Consider the following 15,691-nt stretch of genomic DNA (forward strand, 5'->3'; position numbering starts at 1 on the left):
CAACAACACGCTCCGGAGCCAGGTTAGTCGTTAGCGTCCGCCGTCGGCGTCAGTCCCCGGAGTGCTCCGTCCGAGAGTTCCCGGGCTTTGGCTTCGAGGCGATCGGCGACGGCCTCGGTCGGGTCGTCGTTGTCCGTGCCTTCGGCAACGATGTCGACCAGTGCGCTCCCGACGATGATGCCATCGGCACCGGCTGAGACGATCCGCTCGGCGTGATCGCCGGTTTTGATGCCGAAGCCGACGGCCTTGGGGACATCCCACTCGGCGAGGCGTGCGAGGCTCTCGTCGGTCTGATCGCTCACGTCGTCGCGAGCACCGGTCGTGCCCAAGCGTGCCTGAACGTAGACGTACCCCGAGACCCGCTCCATCATCCGCTGGAGGCGCTCGCCTTCCGTCGTCGGCGCGACGATGAAGACCAGATCCAGTCCGTACTCGTCACACGCTGCCCGGAGTGGGTCGGCCTCCTCGGCCGGGAGGTCGGGGACGACCAGCCCCGCGATCCCGGATTCAGCGGCCCGCGCGACGAAGGCCTCGGGTCCTGGCTCCTGGCTCGTGGCTTCGCCGCTTGGCGTTTCCGAGGCGCTGTGGGCCTCCCTCGCCCCGTATTGATAGATCAGATTGTAGTAGGTCATACAGACCAGCGGGGCCTCGACGTCCAGATCGTCGACGAACGAAAAGAAGCGGGCGGGCGTCATCCCCGCCTGCAGGGAGCGAACGATCGCGTCCTGAATCGTCGACCCTTCGGCGATCGGCTCCGAGAACGGGAGCCCGAGTTCGATGATGTCTGCCCCGCCACGGTCCAGTGCCTCGACGTACGAAAGGGAGGACTCGTAGTCCGGATCACCGGCGACCAGGTAGGGGATAAATGCGGGCTCGCCGGCCGCGAACACCGCCTCGATTGCGTCGTTGCTCATCGTTCGGCCTCCGCGAAGACACTCATGTCGACGTCGACGTCCAAATCGCGTTGCTCCGTTTCCTCGATGACAGTCTCTAAGTCCTTATCACCGCGTCCCGAGAGGTTGATGACCGTCACGTCGCCGACGGCATCCGGGTGCTCTTGGAGATACCCGAACGCGTGAGCACTCTCCAGGGCGGGGATGATCCCTTCCCGTTGGGAAAGACGATGGAACGCCTCCAGGGCAACCTCGTCGTCGACGTTTACCGCTCGGACGCGACCCGAGTCGACGAGATGAGCGAGTTCGGGGCCGACACCGGCATAGTCCAGGCCCGCGGAGACGCTGTGAGACTCCATTATCTGGCCGTCGCTGTCCTGCAGGAGTTTCGTCCGCGCGCCATGGAGGACGCCTTCCTCCCCGGTCGATAGCGTCGCGGAGTTGGGGGCAACGCCCGTCTCCTCGTCGACGTCGAGGGAGGAGCCACCGGCCTCGACGGCGATCAAATCGACGGCCTCGTCCTCACGAAACGCGTCGAAGGCACCCATCGTGTTCGACCCCCCGCCGGCACAGGCGACCACAGAATCCGGGAGGGCGCCAGTCTCCTCGCGGATTTGCTCGCGGGCCTCCTGGCCGATGACCGACTGGAAGTCACGGACCATCCGCGGGAACGGGTCCGGGCCGACGATCGACCCGATGACGTAGTGGGTGTCCTCGACGTTGGTCGCCCAGTCGCGCATCGTCTCGCTGATGGCCTCTTTCAGCGTCCCGCGGCCAGTCGTGACCGGGTTGACCGCCGCACCGTTGAGTCGCATCCGGAAGACGTTGGGCCGCTGACGGTTGATATCGGTCGACCCCATGAAGATCTCACAGGGCATGTCCAAATGGGCGGCAGCCATCGCGGTCGCGGTGCCGTGTTGGCCTGCACCAGTCTCGGCGATGATGCGGTCTTTGCCCATGTACTTCGCCAGCAGGACCTGTCCCAGCGCGTTGTTGAGTTTGTGGGCGCCACCGTGAAGCAAGTCTTCCCGTTTGAGGTAGACGTCGGTGTCGTAACGGTCGCTCAACTGCTCGGCGTACTGGAGTGGCGTGGGGCGGCCACCGAAGTCCGCCAGCCGCCGTCGAAACTCGTCCATAAAGCCGTCCTCGTTTTCGAGGACGTATCGTTCGTAGGCGTCGCGCAATTCCTCGATCGCGGGCATCAGTGCCTCGGGGACGTACTGGCCGCCGTAGGCACCGAACTTGCCGTCAGTGTCGCTGCTCATAGCTCTGTGTTCTCCGGGAGTGTTGTCAGTCGTTCCGTGTTCGCACGCACGTCGCCGTCCATGATCGCCGAGCCGATCAGTTGTCCGTCCGCACCTGCGTCCCGCATCCGGGTCACGTCCGCGGTCGTCTCGATCCCGCTCTCGGCGATCAGCGTCACGTCGTCGGGGACCGTAGGTGCAACCGACTCGAACGTCGAGAGATCCAGCTCCAAGTCGGCGAGATCGCGGTTGTTGACGCCGATGAGCTCCGCACCCGCGTCGATCGCTTGCTGGACCTCCTCGCGGGAGTGGGTCTCGACGAGTACCTGAAAGCCCCGGTCACGGGCGGCCGCGAGCATCGCTTCGAGGTCGTCTGTCCCGTCCGCTTCGAGGAATCGGACGATCAAGAGGACGATATCTGCCTCGACCACGTCGAGTTGGGCCTCATAGAGCAGGAAATCCTTCCGGAGGATCGGCACGTCGACGGCCGCCCGAACCCGCCGGAGCGTCTCGGGCGACCCCCCGAAGTGGTCGGGTTCGGTAAGCACCGACAGCGCGGCCGCACCGCCGTCGACCATCTGCTCGGCGAGGGCCACTGGATCGTCAGCGCGCGTCCCCTCTGTCGTTGGACTCGTCGGCTTGACCTCGGCGATCGTCGGCACGCGCCCGTCGCCCTCGGCCCGCTGGAAGGCCCCAGACACCGACCGGGGCTGGACGTCGATCCGCCCGTCGCCCTCGCCACGGTCGCGGGCAGCCTCGATGATCGATCGTACTTCGGGCGCCATCTCCTCACTAGCGTCCATTACCGTACACTAACGTACAGACATGTTCATAAGACTTGCGACACAGACCCGTCCCTACACGGAAGCGAAAGTGGAAAAACCGCCGTTGCCAGGGCGTTCAGAAAGTGTACCCTTCGTCGGGGTCGTCGTCGTGGATCGCGGGATCCTGCTGGTCTTCGACGGTCTGGGAGAACAGATCGTCTTCGGCCAGTTCGGTCGCTTCCTCGGTCGTCTCGTAGGCCGAGACACCCATCGTCAGGAGTTCTTCGACGGCCTGGTCGCGATTGACGAACTCACCTTGCTCGATGAGTCGGTCGATGTCGCTCTCGATACGGTCGGCCAACGAGATCGAAATTTTCGGCATATCCGACGGTGAGTGTTGCATCCGGATGAATCTATCCCTCGGTGCCGGCCGCCCAGACACACCCCAGGCCCGAAACCAGTGGCGGAGGGACCCCGTCCGTAGTGAGTAGCGGATCAGTGCCGCTGTCGTTCCCAGTGTTTTAGGCTAGCCAAAACACTGATACGTGCCACGCCACCTACGGAGAGGTAATGGCCCGAACCGACAATGGTGACGGCGGTCGCGACCGAGAGGTCCCAGTGCAGTGTTTCGAATCGTCTCCCAACCGGACCGTATTCACGGAGGACGGCAATCCCGATGGGTGGATTGCGACCGATCTGACCGTCCAACCGGACCGATGAGGATTCGCTCGGGTCGCGTCCGAACGTTTTAGCGCCCGCCTGCCCTATGCGTTGAGCGTGAGTTCCGTACCCGAACGAAGCGAGATCGACGAGGAGTACAAGTGGGCTCTGGAGTCACTGTATGCAGACGTCGAGGCGTGGGAAGACGCCTACGAGGACGCGGAGGAATTGATCGAGGTCGTCGCCAGTTACGAGGGAGAGGCAACCGCAGACGCCGAAACGTTGCTATCGGTCCTCGACGATTACGAGCAGCTGATGCGCGCGGTCTCGAACGTCAGTTCGTTCGCGCGAATGCGCCGCGACGAGGACACCCGCGACGACGACGCCCAAGCGATGGCTACTCGCGCCCAGTCACTCTCGGCACGAGCCTCCAGTGCGGCGAGTTTCCTGGAACCGGAAATACAGTCCCTGGACCGCGAGGAGGTCGAGGCGCTGATCGAGGCCCAACCGGAGCTCGAAGAGTACGAGCACTACTTCGACGACGTGTTGCGGATGAAACCGCACACGCGCTCGACAGAAGTCGAGTCCCTGCTGGCCGATCTGGGTGAGGTCATGGGCGCACCGGGGGAGGTCTACGACATGCTGACCAACGCCGACATGACCTTCCCCACCGTCGAGGACCCCGACGGCGAGGCCGTCGAGATCACGCTCAACAACTTCACCACCCTCCAGCAGCGTCACGATCGCGAGTTCCGAGAAGACGTCTACGAAGCCTTCTACGACGAGTGGGACACGGTCCACAACGCCGTGAGCACGGCCTACAAGAACACGGTCAAAACGGGGTCGAAGCTGGCGACCGCCCGCAATTACGACACTGCCCGCGAGGCGTCGCTCCATGGCCCGAACATCCCCGTGGAAGTCTACGACACGCTGATCGAAACGGTCCGGGACAATCTCGACCCGCTGCACCGCCACGCCGAACTCAAGCGAGAACACACCGACGGCGACGACCTGCAGATGTGGGACCTGTACGTCCCGCTGACCGAGACCGAGAGTCCAGATATCGAGTACGAGCAGGCCTGTGAGTACGTCGTCGAGGCTCTCGCACCACTGGGAGAGGACTACCAGTCCCGCGTCGCCGAGGGTCTGGAGTCGCGGTGGGTCGACGTCTACGAGACCCGCGGGAAACAGGCCGGGGCCTATTCGGGCGGGACCTACGACTCCCAGCCGTTCATTCTGCTGAACTACCAGGACGACGTCGAGTCGATGTACACGCTTGCCCACGAGTTGGGCCACTCGCTACACAGCGAGTACACCAGCGAGAACCAGCCCTACGTCTACTCGAGCTACGAGATCTTCGTCGCCGAGGTCGCCTCGACGGTCAACGAGGCACTGCTGACCCGCCATCTGCTTGCGACCGTCGAGGACGACCACCTGCGTCGCCACGTGCTCAATCAGTACCTCGAACGCTTCCGGTCGACGCTGTTCCGCCAGACGATGTTCGCGGAGTTCGAACACCGTGCCCACGAAATGAGCGAGGCGGGCGAGCCGCTGACGCCCGACCGGCTGAACGATCTCTATCGAGAACTCAAAAGCGACTACTACGAGCCCGCCGAGGTCGACGACCGGATCGCCCGCGAGTGGCTGCGGATCCCACACTTCTACCGGTCGTTTTACGTCTTCCAGTATTCGACCGGGATCTCGGCGGCCGTCGCGCTGGCCCGGGCCATCGACGAGGAGGGCGATGAGGCAGCCGAGCGCTATCGGGCGTTCCTCGCCAGTGGGTCCAGCGACTACCCGCTCGAGTTACTCCGAACCGCCGGGGTGGACATGTCCGAGTCCAGCCCGATCGAGGACGCGATCGCCGAGTACGACGACAACCTCGATCGGATGGCAGACTTGCTCTGAGACACGCCCTGGCGGCTAGACAGGGCGTCACGAAACGTCGGTGACGTGTCGATCGGGCGGGCAAAGCCGCGACCCAAAGGCACTTTTTCTCCGACCGACTACGTTCATACGTTAGATGTCCCGCAGTCCCTCGCTGCCGGATCGCCCCACGCTGGACCTCGACCCCGAGATGTCGCCTTCTGAGCGGCTCGCAGCGCTCAGAGAGCACTACGTCGACGTCGTTCGGGTCAACGAAGAGTTGAACGAACAACTCGCGGCCGTCCGCCAACGGCAGCGCTCGCTCGCCGAAGAAGTCGACACGCTCGAACGAGAAAACCAAGCGCTCAAGACGTCCTCGCTGTACATCGGCACCGTCGAAGAGGTCGCCGACGACGGCGTGATCGTCAAACAGCACGGTAACAATCAGGAAGTGCTGACCGATCTGCCGACCAACTTGGAAGGCGAGATCGAAGCGGGCGAGCGAGTCGCGATCAACGACTCGTTCAACGTGAAGTCGACGCTCGAAGCCGAGACGGACGCTCGCGCCCAGGCGATGGAGATTTCGGAATCGCCTGGCGTCACCTACGACGACATCGGTGGACTCGAGAGCCAGATCCGGGAGGTCCGAGAAGCCGTCGAACAGCCGTTGATCAACGCCGATCAGTTCCGCAAAGTCGGGATCGACCCGCCCAGTGGCGTCCTCTTGCACGGCCCGCCGGGAACTGGCAAGACGATGCTGGCCAAAGCCGTCGCCAACGAGACCGACGCCACATTCATCAAGATGGCCGGCTCGGAACTGGTCCGAAAGTTCATCGGCGAGGGTGCGAAACTCGTCCGTGATCTGTTCGAACTCGCCGAGGAACGGGAGCCAGCGATCATCTTCATCGACGAGATCGACGCCCTGGCCTCCGAACGGACCGACTCGAAGACCTCCGGGGACGCCGAAGTCCAGCGGACGATGATGCAACTCCTCAGCGAAATGGATGGCTTTGACGACCGCGGGGAGATCCGCATCATCGCCGCCACCAATCGCTTCGACATGCTCGATCGCGCCATCCTCCGGCCCGGTCGCTTCGACCGTCTCATCGAGGTGCCCGAACCCGATCAGGAAGGCCGCGAACGCATCCTGGAGATCCACACCCGCGAGATGAATCTCGCCGAAACAGTCGCCCTCGACGCCGTCGCGACCGAAACTGATGGGCTGACCGGCGCGGAACTGGAGAGTTTGACCACCGAGGCCGGAATGTTCGCCATCCGGGACAGTCGCACCGACGTCCGGCGTGAGGACTTCACGGACGCCATCGAGAAGATTCAGGAAGACGACCACGAGGACAGCGTCGGAACGCCGGTCATGTTCCACTGATCCGGAACGACCGCCCCCACCCCGTTACTCGAACAGCCCAGAGACGTCGTCTTCTCGGGATTGTCGTCGGCTGACGTGTTCGCCGAGTCGCTGGGTCACAATGGCCCGCGCCTGCGGTTCCCGCACGTAATCGAACAGGAACGTGACGAACTGGCTTCCCTCCTCGCCAGCATCCAGATCAGCTCTGGCATATTCGATCGCCTGCTCGATCAACGCTTCTTCGCTCTCTCCCTCGCTCTCGGCGATGGCGTCGGCCGCCAGCACAGTCCCGTCGAAGTCCAGATCGTCGAGTGCGATCGCCTCGCCGTGGTGGGTCAGGGTCGGCGGCTCTCGCCGGTCGACGACCGTCGGATCCTCTCGGACCGCAGCGAGATAGCTCCTGGCAGGCTTGAGATCGACGCCGGCGAAGGCGTCGCCGTAGCCATCGAGGTACGTCGGGGCTTTCTCGGCGAGACTTATCGCCCCGGCCGCGTTGCCCGAGGTCGCGTGGTGGATCGCGACGGCAAACTGGATCAGCCCCTGCAGGAAGTCCTTGCGTTCGTCAGCGTCGCTCATCCCGATCCAATCGTGTTCCCAGGCGTCGTGGGCGGTCCGGTAGCGCCCGGCGTTGTACAGCGCGATACCTGCCCGTAAGGCCGTGTCCATGCGCCCGGCTTGCGGACGAGCGGACTAAACGGCTCCGACGCCGGCCAGTGCCATCCGCCAGCCTATGATCACGACGCCATCAGCCAACGCGTCCGGAGTCGGCACGGTTTTTATTATCGAGTGGTATCACCGATACATGAATCGGCCGACGACTGCTGTCACAGCCGTGCGGGAGGGTGCTATCGGTGAATATCTCGGGAAGATGGGGCCGTCGTGGGTCGCAGGGGCGATCGCCGCCGGCCCGGCCACCATGGCGAGTCTGGTCACGGCGGGCGCACAGTTCGATTACGCACTGCTTTGGGTCGTCGTCCTGTCGGCGTTTGCCGGCGCGATGGCGCAGTATCTCGCGATGCGACTGGGACTGTTGACCGAGCGTGGGATCGTCGCCGTCGTCGAGGATCACGTAGGCGAGTGGTGGGCCTGGGTCCTCGTCGCCGACGCCGTGATCGCGGCCGGGGTCGCCCAGTTGGTGATCATGAACACCGCGGCGACGGTCTCGGCGTCGATCACCGGTTTCGACGCGGGCCTGTGGGGCGTCGTCTGGGCGCTCGTGCTGGCGGCCGGGCTGGCCGGGCGCGGCTATCGGTTCGTCGAACTCGTCGCGAAGCTGCTGGTCACGGCGGTCGTGATCGCGTTCGTCGCGTCGCTGTTCGTCGTCCCGATCGACCCCGGCGCGGCAGCGGGTGGCCTCGTCCCGTCGATCCCCGGCGGGGGCGCAGTCGTCGCAGCGGGCATCCTCGGGGGGCCGTCCACATCACCCTGATCACGATGCACTCCTATACGATGCGAGCGCGGGAGTGGACGATAGACGAGTACGGCCTGGCGACCGTCGACGTCGGCGCGTCGATGCTGGTCGCCTTTGGCGCCTACAGCGTGGCGATCTTCCTCGTGACTGCAAGCGTCCTGAGCGACCCCAATCTCACGACGGTCGGCGCGGCCGAGGCCCTCGGCCCGCTGGTCGGGACCAGCGCCGAGTGGCTGTTCTTGCTGGGACTCGGTGGCGCGGCCATCTCGACGCTGGGCGGCAACACGATCGTCCCACCGTTCCTCCTCGCGGACAAACTGGGATGGGGCACGACCGTCGCGGACAGTCGCTACCGGGCGCTGCTGGCTGGCTTCGCCTTGCTGTCGGCCCCCGGCGCGTTCATCGGCGGCGAGGTACTGGGCCAACTCGTCCTCGTGCTGGCGCTTGGCACCGTCGGGACCCCCTTCGCTATTGCCGTCGTCCTCTATCTGCTGAACTCGGGGGCTGTTCCGGAGGCCAACTCCACGCTTTCGAACCTCGGGGGCCTCGCGTTGCTGGTGGTCTCTAGTGGGCTGGCGGCGAACTTCGTCCGCGAGCAAGTGAACGCCGGCATCGATCCGCTTTCCGGGGCCGTGCTGACGTTCGGAGGGATACTGGGCATCGCGACTGTCGCGCTGGTTGGCAAGTACATCCACGATCGACCGAGTGCCCGGATCGACTCTGAGCCGGCATGACGGACTCGCCGGTCCCACTCAGCGGGACGACGTTGCTGGCCGGTCCCTCACAGGTCGGCAAGACCCGGACCACTGCACGGGCCTTCGAGGCGTGGCTGGACCGACACGGGACCGACGGCGTCGTCGTCCTGGAGTTCGCACCGGAAGTCGAACGCGACGGGGAGTTGCTGGGCGGTCGCCTGGATCGGTTCACGTCTGTCCCAGACGACGTCTGGCACGGCGTCCTGGACGCACACGCGCCACGGGCCGACGCCACGAGCGACGACGAAGCGCTCGCGTTGGCCCGTGAAAACGCCGAACACGCCCGGACAGTGCTGGAAGCAGCGCCGAAACCGACGGCCGTGTTCGTCAACGACGCGACGATCCCGTTCCAGGCCGACCACGGGAACGTTAGCCTGCTCGTCGATCACCTGGCCGACGCGGAGTGTGCCGTCCTCAACGCCTTCGAGAGCGACGAACTCGGGGCCGAAAATCCGGTTTCACGGCGAGAACGCGACGTTGTGGGGACGCTTCGGGAGCGCGTCGATCGGACGATCAATCTCGAATGAGCAGTCTCCGGGTTGTCGAACGCGTCAGTACTGGGAGACGCGGCCGGCGGGAGCGCCTCGGAAACGGCCAAGAGCGTGGAACGAAGTTCCACAGACAGTCGAACAGCGGGGCCGCGAGACAACGGCAAAGCCATGAGCGGTGAGGGTGGGGCACGCCCGGACGTGAACGTAGCGAGCAGAAAACTGCGAACGAAGTGAACGTCCGGACGGAGATTTGAACTCCGGTCCCTGGCTCCGCAAGCCAAGAGGATAGTCCACTACCCTATCCGGACTCAACTCACCATTTCGCGCTCCCGGATAAAGGGGTTACGGTTCAGCGAGGGCGACGGGACAAAGGCTCGTTTGAACCTACGGAAGGCCCATTTTCACCCCTCCCAACCTATCGGATATGGAACGACGCCGATTCCTCAAGACAGCAGGCATCGTCAGCGCGATCGGGCTCACGGCTGGCTGTATGGACAGTGGCGCTGAAACAGACCAGCCAAGCGAAAACGACACCGACGAGCCGAGCGATTCCGCGACGCCGACCGACGACGCCACGCCGACAGAGCGTGACAGGACGGAACCGACCGAGGACGGGGGCCAGACCGGGGATTCGACAACGACCGAAGGTGACAGTTCCAGTAGCGTCGGGTGGGCCAGCGGCGGACGGATTGACGGCGTTGCCTTCGAGTTTTCGTCCGGCCCGCCGGAGTGTGGGCAAGGAGCCGACGAGACCGATATCGAATTCGACACGGACGCCAGTGAAGTCATCGTGCAGGGGATCATCAGCGGCAGCGATCTCTGTGAGCGAGCCCAACTCACCGACATCGCGTACGACAGTGGGGAACGCTCGGTCTCGATCGCCATCGAATCTGTCGAGCGCGAGGACTGTGAGGTGAGTGCCCAGTGTATCGCCGACATCACCTACGAGGCGCGACTGACCTTCGAGGAGGAGTTGCCCGAAAACGCCTCGGTCAGTCACGACGGCCAGGGCATCGCGAGTGCGGCCCACGGGTCCGTCAGCGCCGGCCCAGACGACAGCTGAAGAGAGGGCGAGAATCGCACGCAAGCAGCGACCCCAAAGCCGACGACAACGCTTAAACGGAACGCTACCGTGCCCATCGGTAGACAGATGGGCGCGATCGAGGACGTATACGCGGATCTTGACGCCGATATTTGCGAAGCGGAGTTCCGCGAAGCAGTCGAGGAGAAAGTCGAACAGATGGGGGGCCTGGCAGACGAGGAGACAGCGGCGATGCTCATCGCCCACGAGCTCACCGAAAACGAGGTCGAAACCGTCTCAGATATCGAGGCCGGCATGGAGGAAGTGCAGTTCGTCGCCAAAGCCCTCTCGATCGGCGAGTTGCGGACCTTCGAACGGGACGGGGAAGACACCGAAGACGGCCGCGTCATCAACGTCGAGGCCGCCGACGAGACGGGCACAGTCCGGCTGGCCTTCTGGGACCAAGAGGCGACAGCCATCGACGACGGGGCACTCGAAGTCGGTGACGTCCTCCGGATCCAGGGCCGCCCCCAGGACGGCTACAACGGACTGGAGGTCAGCGTGGACAAGGCCGAACCGGACGAAGCGGTGACGATCGACGTCGAGCCAGGCGGCGGCGAAACGATCGACGCGCTGTCGCTGGGTCAATCGAGCGTCACCGTTCGGGGTGTCGTACTCGATACCGAGCCCATCCGGACCTTCGAACGGGACGACGGCTCGGAGGGGCAGGTCGCCAACGTCGCGATCGGCGACGAGACAGGTCGCGTCCGCGTGACGCTGTGGGACGAACAGGCCGACCGCGCCACGGCAGTCGAGTCGGGCGAGGCCGTCGAAGTCGTCGACGGGTACGTCCGCGAGCGCGACGGCGACCTCGAAGTCCACCTCGGCGAAGAGGGGGCCATAGAGACCATCGCAGACGCCGACGTCGAATACGCCCCGGAAACGACACCTATCGACGACGTCCAGAGAGACGAAACCGTCGACATCGGTGGCGTGGTTCGCTCGACCGATCCCACGCGGACGTTCGATCGAGACGACGGCTCGGAGGGACAGGTCAAGAACATCCGCATCCAGGACGACAGCGGTGACATCCGGGTCGCGCTCTGGGGCGAGAAGGCCGACCGTGACCTCGCGCCGGGCGAGGAAGTCGTCTGTGCCGACGTCGAGATCCAGGACGGCTACCAAGACGATCTGGAGGCTTCGGCCGGGTGGCAATCGACGGTCGTCGTGCTCGAAGACGGGGCCTCGATGGCACCCTCCGCCGACCAGGGAGAAAGCGACGCCGGGGGCGAGGAAGGCCACACCGGCCTCTCCGAGTTTGCCGACGAAGGCACGAACGACGAGAATGGATCGAGCGTCGACGAGAGCGGCGAGCAGCGCGACGGCGAAACGGTCGAGTTTACCGGCACCGTCGTCCAGACCGGTGATCCCGTCATCATCGACGACGGTGAGGAGACGGTCAGTGTCGAAACCGGTGAGTCAGTGCGTCTCGGGGAGGAAGTGACGGTGCGAGGACAGCGCCACGAGGGACGCATCGACGTCGAAGAACTGTTCTGAGAACAAAGTGATCGCCGCCGGGTGGAAACCCTTAAGACCCAAACCGCCCCCGTGTGGCGTATGAGCGTCGAGCTACCGTTCGCCCCCGTCGATTCGATCATCCGGCGCAACGCCGGTGGATTGCGGGTGAGCGCCGAGGCGACCGAGGAACTCACTCGCCGGATCCAATCCCGCGGGGCGGAGTTGGCCGTCGACGCCGCTGCACAGGCCGACAACGATGGGCGAAAGACGCTGATGGCAGCTGATTTCGGCGTCGAAACCGTCCCCGAAAAAGACGCGCTCGAAGTGCCGATCGCACCCGTCGATCGGATTGCTCGTCTCGATATCGACGACCGGTACCGGGTCGCGATGGACGCCAGGATCGCATTGGCATCGATTCTGGAAGAGGAAGGCGACGACATCGCTGCCGCCGCGGCGTCGCTGGCCGAACACGCGGGACGCCGAACGATTAAGGCAGCGGACGTCGAAGTCTACTTTCAACTCCAGCAATACGTTGAATGAAATTCGGGTACCGCGAGATCTGCCTCGAACACGACACCGGCAGCCGCCATCCGGAGAGTCCGGACCGGTTGCGGGCCATCAGGCAGACGCTCGAAGACAGTGAAGACGTCACCTACGTCGCGGCCGAGGCCGCGAGCGAGGCGGAAGTGCGTGACGTCCACGACGAGGCGTATGTCGAGTCAGTCCGGCAGTTCTGCGCCAACGGCGGCGGTAACTGGGACGCCGATACGGTCGCTGTCGAGGCAACCTGGGACGCGGCGATGGCGAGTGCCGGCCTGGCCGCCTGGGCGGCCGAAGCCGCACTCGACGGTGCGAACGGTGCCCAGACGCCGTTCGCGCTCGGCCGGCCACCTGGCCACCACGCCGTCGGCGACGACGCCATGGGCTTTTGTTTCGTCAACAACGTCGCCGTCGCCGCCGAGCGGGCACTGACCGAACGGGACGTCGATCGCGTGGCGATCTTAGACTGGGACGTCCACCACGGGAACGGGACGCAGGACATCTTCTATGACCGCGGTGACGTCTACTACGCGTCAATCCACGAAGAAGGACTCTATCCCGGGACTGGCGACATCAGCGAGACTGGCGAGGGGCCGGGAGAGGGGACGACACTGAACGTCCCGTTCCCGCCCGGATGCGGTGACGCCGACTATCGCTCGGTGTTCGACGTCATCGTCGAACCGGAGTTCGAGGCGTTCGATCCGGACCTTCTGCTGGTGAGTGCCGGGTTCGACGCCCACGAACAGGATCCGATCTCGCGGATGCTCGTCTCCACGGGTGGGTACGGAATGCTCACCGAGCGGTTGGCGACCCTGGCCGACCGTATCGACGCACCGCTGGCGTTCGTACTGGAAGGAGGGTACGGATTAGAGACCCTCTCTGCGGGAGTGCGGGAAGTCCAAGACGTACTCAGTGGCAAGGATCCCGAACCAGTCGAGGGAGATCCCGGCGAAGACGGCCGTAACGTTCGAGACGCACTGATTTATCAGGGCTTTGGCGCGCAGTAAGCGGCCAATTCCGTGCCGAAATCGGTCGCGAGATCGGCGGCCGCCGAGCCAACGAGGACCTCGTAGCCGTCTTCGAGCGCGTCTTCGATCGCCGTGCCGAGTGCGACCTGAAAGAGTTCGTCACTCCGGACCAACGCGTCGGCACAGCGGTAGTCCCGTTCCCGTTCGACGACGTACCGATCGCCCTCGACAAAGGGGCCATACGCATCAGTATCTTGATACGACTCGTAGAAGCCTTCGGCGTGGTCGCGAACGTGCACGGGTGGCCCGACGTGGCGTTCGACGGCAGGTCGCTCGGCGACCGCAAGTTCGGCCAGCAGGACAACCCGGTCGCCGGCAAACCCATCGGCACGAAGCACGTCGAATCCCCGGCGATCGAGCAGCCCGACGATACCTTCGAGGGACTTTTCGAGTTGTGGGTAGAGATCGTCCTCGACGAGATCAGGCGTCGGCAGCGTCACGGCGAGAGGAGTCGTCCCACGCCGCTCGAAGAACGCACGCACGTCGTCGGGCGAGATCGGGTCGGGATCGGCCGGCTCGAAGAGTGACTCACGGGGGTCGGCCAGTAGTTGACGGGCGTAATGCTGGAAGGTTGCGACGTTGGCTTTGGCGAGTGCAGCCCCGACGTTGCGCTCGGGATCGGTGGGATCGATCACGACGAGGGAATCGTCGAACGTCGCCTGTCCGTGGGCCGCCGGATCGAAGCGAACGGGTGGCTGCCAGTCGGCCGCAGCTTCGACGAGTGGCCGGAAGCCACCGTGTTCGACCACCAGTAATTCGGTCAGATAGCCCGAAAAGCCCCGCGTCCGCAAGTCGCTCCCGTAGACGCCGATACCTTTGAGAAAGGCCTTACAGAGCCGGACGTCGGCCGCGAGCTCGTCAGTGAGTCGAGCGTGGAGATACTGCGTGTGGAACGGCGTTCGATCGACAGCGGACTGGATGGCGGTCGCATCCTCAACGTCGTAACAAGGGACCAGATCCACGTCGTAGCCGTCGATCTCGCCGACGACGTATGGGTGTTCAGCGTATTCCTCGTGGCCGTCCGGCAAGACGTCGTGGCCGATTTCGAGGCCACGTGTCTCGAGTCGCCCCCGATCAGTTTCGGGCGGAAACCGGACGAAAACGTCGATATCACGATCGCCGGCGATCCAAGTGTCCCGGGCGGTCGAGCCGACGAGCATCACGTCCGCCGCGAGGTCGTGGCTCTCTATGGCACGCTCGGCTCGCTCGATAACCGTCTCGGTGACGTCTCGGAGTTTTCGGCGCTCCTCGGCGTCGGGGTCGACGCGTTCGCGGACGGTATCGAGCAGAGCCGTGACCTCGTCGCTCATGACTGGGAAGATTCGGCAGTGACGGGAAAGCGTAACGGTGCGCCCGCGACCGCCGGCCGGCAGCGGACTCGAAACGAAAGCCCTATCAAATAACTCCGATTACCTCGGGATGCCTGCCGCCGTAGCTCAGATGGTAGAGCACCACGCTGTTAACGTGGTTGTCCCAGGTTCGAGTCCTGGCGGCGGCGTCGTTCTACTGCGAACATGACGACGAGCGTAGCGAGGGCGAACGAAGTGAGCCCTCGATGCGAGCGGTGAAACTGCGAGCGATAGCGAGTCGTCCGTGAGCAGTGTCGACGAAATTCCGTCAGGACTCGAGCCCGGCAGTCCCAGCCCGCAAAACGAACATAGTGAGTGAGCAGGACCGTCTTGGGTCGGTTCGAGTCCTAGCGGCGGCCGTGAGTTGGGGTGAAAGTCACGGCAGGCCAGAGTTTGCTCTGACGGCGGCGTGGTTCTGCCAGCGGCAACTTGTGAAGAGCGACAGTCTCCCTCTTGACGAAGACGGTACAATTTTAGTGACCGACCGGATATGGCCGTGTGAGGGCCCGTATCTCAGTCTGGTTAGAGAGAGCGGCTCATAACCGCTTCGTCCTTGGTTCAAATCCGAGCGGGCCCATCCAGTAACTGACCGTTTTGGATTTTTTCTAATACGGCTAGTTGCTGCCTCACGACCCCGAAATCGCGTAGTATAGATTTTTCGGAAACGTGATTGTGAGATCTCGTCCAACTGCTGGACAGCCCTCTCGCGGTTGTGCGACGTTGAGACCCGAAACGAGGGGGTGTGCGTACCCGTTCGTGCTGGCAAGGCGTTCTCTCGGTGACCGCCA

14 protein-coding genes, 3 tRNA genes and 1 pseudogene are annotated in these 15,691 nt (G+C 64.2%); 11 read left to right on the plus strand and 7 right to left on the minus strand.

Annotated features, from left to right (window positions below):
• Positions 1-23 precede the first annotated feature (23 nt).
• The 4 genes from trpA to Hrd1104_RS09805 all read right to left on the minus strand — a co-directional run bounded on the left by trpA (position 24) and on the right by Hrd1104_RS09805 (position 3,283).
• Positions 24-914 carry a tryptophan synthase subunit alpha gene (gene trpA / locus Hrd1104_RS09790; RefSeq protein ID WP_154552586.1) on the minus strand — a complete coding sequence of 297 codons (891 nt, stop codon included), beginning with the start codon at positions 912-914 and terminating at the stop codon, positions 24-26.
• On the minus strand, positions 911-2,158 hold the full coding sequence (gene trpB, locus Hrd1104_RS09795; protein WP_154552587.1) for a tryptophan synthase subunit beta: 1,248 nt from the start codon (positions 2,156-2,158) through the stop codon (positions 911-913). The genes trpA and trpB overlap by 4 nt, the downstream gene beginning before the upstream one ends.
• The gene (gene trpC, locus Hrd1104_RS09800; RefSeq protein WP_154552588.1) at positions 2,155-2,940 is read right to left on the minus strand and encodes an indole-3-glycerol phosphate synthase; all 786 of its coding nucleotides are present in this window, start codon (positions 2,938-2,940) and stop codon (positions 2,155-2,157) included. The genes trpB and trpC overlap by 4 nt, the downstream gene beginning before the upstream one ends.
• 97 nt (positions 2,941-3,037) lie before the next feature.
• Positions 3,038-3,283: a CopG family transcriptional regulator gene (locus Hrd1104_RS09805; protein ID WP_154552589.1), complete on the minus strand. Its 246-nt coding sequence runs from the start codon at positions 3,281-3,283 to the stop codon at positions 3,038-3,040.
• Positions 3,284-3,471: 188 nt separating this feature from the next.
• Between Hrd1104_RS09805 and Hrd1104_RS13140 the strand changes: the two genes are divergently transcribed.
• From Hrd1104_RS13140 to Hrd1104_RS09815, 3 genes are all read left to right on the plus strand, one after another.
• On the plus strand, positions 3,472-3,621 hold the full coding sequence (locus Hrd1104_RS13140) for a hypothetical protein (protein ID WP_195837577.1): 150 nt from the start codon (positions 3,472-3,474) through the stop codon (positions 3,619-3,621).
• Positions 3,622-3,678: 57 nt separating this feature from the next.
• Positions 3,679-5,469: an oligoendopeptidase F gene (pepF, locus tag Hrd1104_RS09810; protein WP_154552590.1), complete on the plus strand. Its 1,791-nt coding sequence runs from the start codon at positions 3,679-3,681 to the stop codon at positions 5,467-5,469.
• A 115-nt stretch (positions 5,470-5,584) separates the two neighbouring features.
• Positions 5,585-6,811, plus strand: a complete 1,227-nt coding sequence (locus tag Hrd1104_RS09815; RefSeq protein ID WP_154552592.1) for a proteasome-activating nucleotidase — start codon at positions 5,585-5,587, stop codon at positions 6,809-6,811.
• A gap of 24 nt (positions 6,812-6,835) precedes the next feature.
• Here Hrd1104_RS09815 and Hrd1104_RS09820 read toward each other — a convergent pair whose 3' ends face one another.
• The gene (locus Hrd1104_RS09820) at positions 6,836-7,456 is read right to left on the minus strand and encodes a DUF309 domain-containing protein (protein WP_154552593.1); all 621 of its coding nucleotides are present in this window, start codon (positions 7,454-7,456) and stop codon (positions 6,836-6,838) included.
• Between the two features lie 136 nt (positions 7,457-7,592).
• On the opposite strand from Hrd1104_RS09820, the pseudogene Hrd1104_RS09825 reads away from it, so the two are divergent.
• A pseudogene (locus Hrd1104_RS09825) lies at positions 7,593-8,935 on the plus strand (NRAMP family divalent metal transporter).
• The gene (locus Hrd1104_RS09830) at positions 8,932-9,483 is read left to right on the plus strand and encodes a hypothetical protein (protein WP_154552594.1); all 552 of its coding nucleotides are present in this window, start codon (positions 8,932-8,934) and stop codon (positions 9,481-9,483) included. The pseudogene Hrd1104_RS09825 and the gene Hrd1104_RS09830 overlap by 4 nt, the downstream one beginning before the upstream one ends.
• A 199-nt stretch (positions 9,484-9,682) precedes the next feature.
• On the opposite strand, the gene Hrd1104_RS09835 is transcribed toward Hrd1104_RS09830, so the two are convergent.
• A tRNA-Arg gene (locus Hrd1104_RS09835) sits at positions 9,683-9,755 on the minus strand.
• A gap of 116 nt (positions 9,756-9,871) precedes the next feature.
• Between Hrd1104_RS09835 and Hrd1104_RS09840 the strand changes: the two genes are divergently transcribed.
• The 4 genes from Hrd1104_RS09840 (at position 9,872) to Hrd1104_RS09855 (ending at position 13,533) form a co-directional block, all read left to right on the plus strand.
• Positions 9,872-10,510 (plus strand): hypothetical protein, encoded by a 639-nt coding sequence (locus Hrd1104_RS09840; protein ID WP_154552595.1) that lies wholly within the window; start codon positions 9,872-9,874, stop codon positions 10,508-10,510.
• 87 nt (positions 10,511-10,597) lie between these two features.
• Positions 10,598-12,025 (plus strand): single-stranded DNA binding protein, encoded by a 1,428-nt coding sequence (locus Hrd1104_RS09845; protein ID WP_154552596.1) that lies wholly within the window; start codon positions 10,598-10,600, stop codon positions 12,023-12,025.
• Between the two features lie 60 nt (positions 12,026-12,085).
• On the plus strand, positions 12,086-12,526 hold the full coding sequence (locus Hrd1104_RS13520; protein WP_154552597.1) for a histone: 441 nt from the start codon (positions 12,086-12,088) through the stop codon (positions 12,524-12,526).
• Positions 12,523-13,533 (plus strand): histone deacetylase, encoded by a 1,011-nt coding sequence (locus tag Hrd1104_RS09855; RefSeq protein ID WP_154552598.1) that lies wholly within the window; start codon positions 12,523-12,525, stop codon positions 13,531-13,533. Before Hrd1104_RS13520 ends, Hrd1104_RS09855 begins: the two co-directional genes overlap by 4 nt.
• Here Hrd1104_RS09855 and cca read toward each other — a convergent pair.
• Positions 13,512-14,864, minus strand: a complete 1,353-nt coding sequence (gene cca, locus Hrd1104_RS09860) for a CCA tRNA nucleotidyltransferase (RefSeq protein WP_154552599.1) — start codon at positions 14,862-14,864, stop codon at positions 13,512-13,514. The two genes, Hrd1104_RS09855 and cca, sit on opposite strands and share 22 nt — an antisense overlap.
• 115 nt (positions 14,865-14,979) lie before the next feature.
• Here cca and Hrd1104_RS09865 point away from each other — a divergent pair.
• Together Hrd1104_RS09865 and Hrd1104_RS09870 are read left to right on the plus strand one after the other, a co-directional pair.
• Positions 14,980-15,052: transfer RNA gene (locus tag Hrd1104_RS09865), tRNA-Asn, on the plus strand.
• Positions 15,053-15,405: 353 nt separating this feature from the next.
• Positions 15,406-15,480 (plus strand) — tRNA-Ile (locus Hrd1104_RS09870).
• Positions 15,481-15,691 lie beyond the last annotated feature (211 nt).

The sequence above is a fragment of the Halorhabdus sp. CBA1104 genome, assembly GCF_009690625.1.
Lineage (GTDB): Archaea > Halobacteriota > Halobacteria > Halobacteriales > Haloarculaceae > Halorhabdus.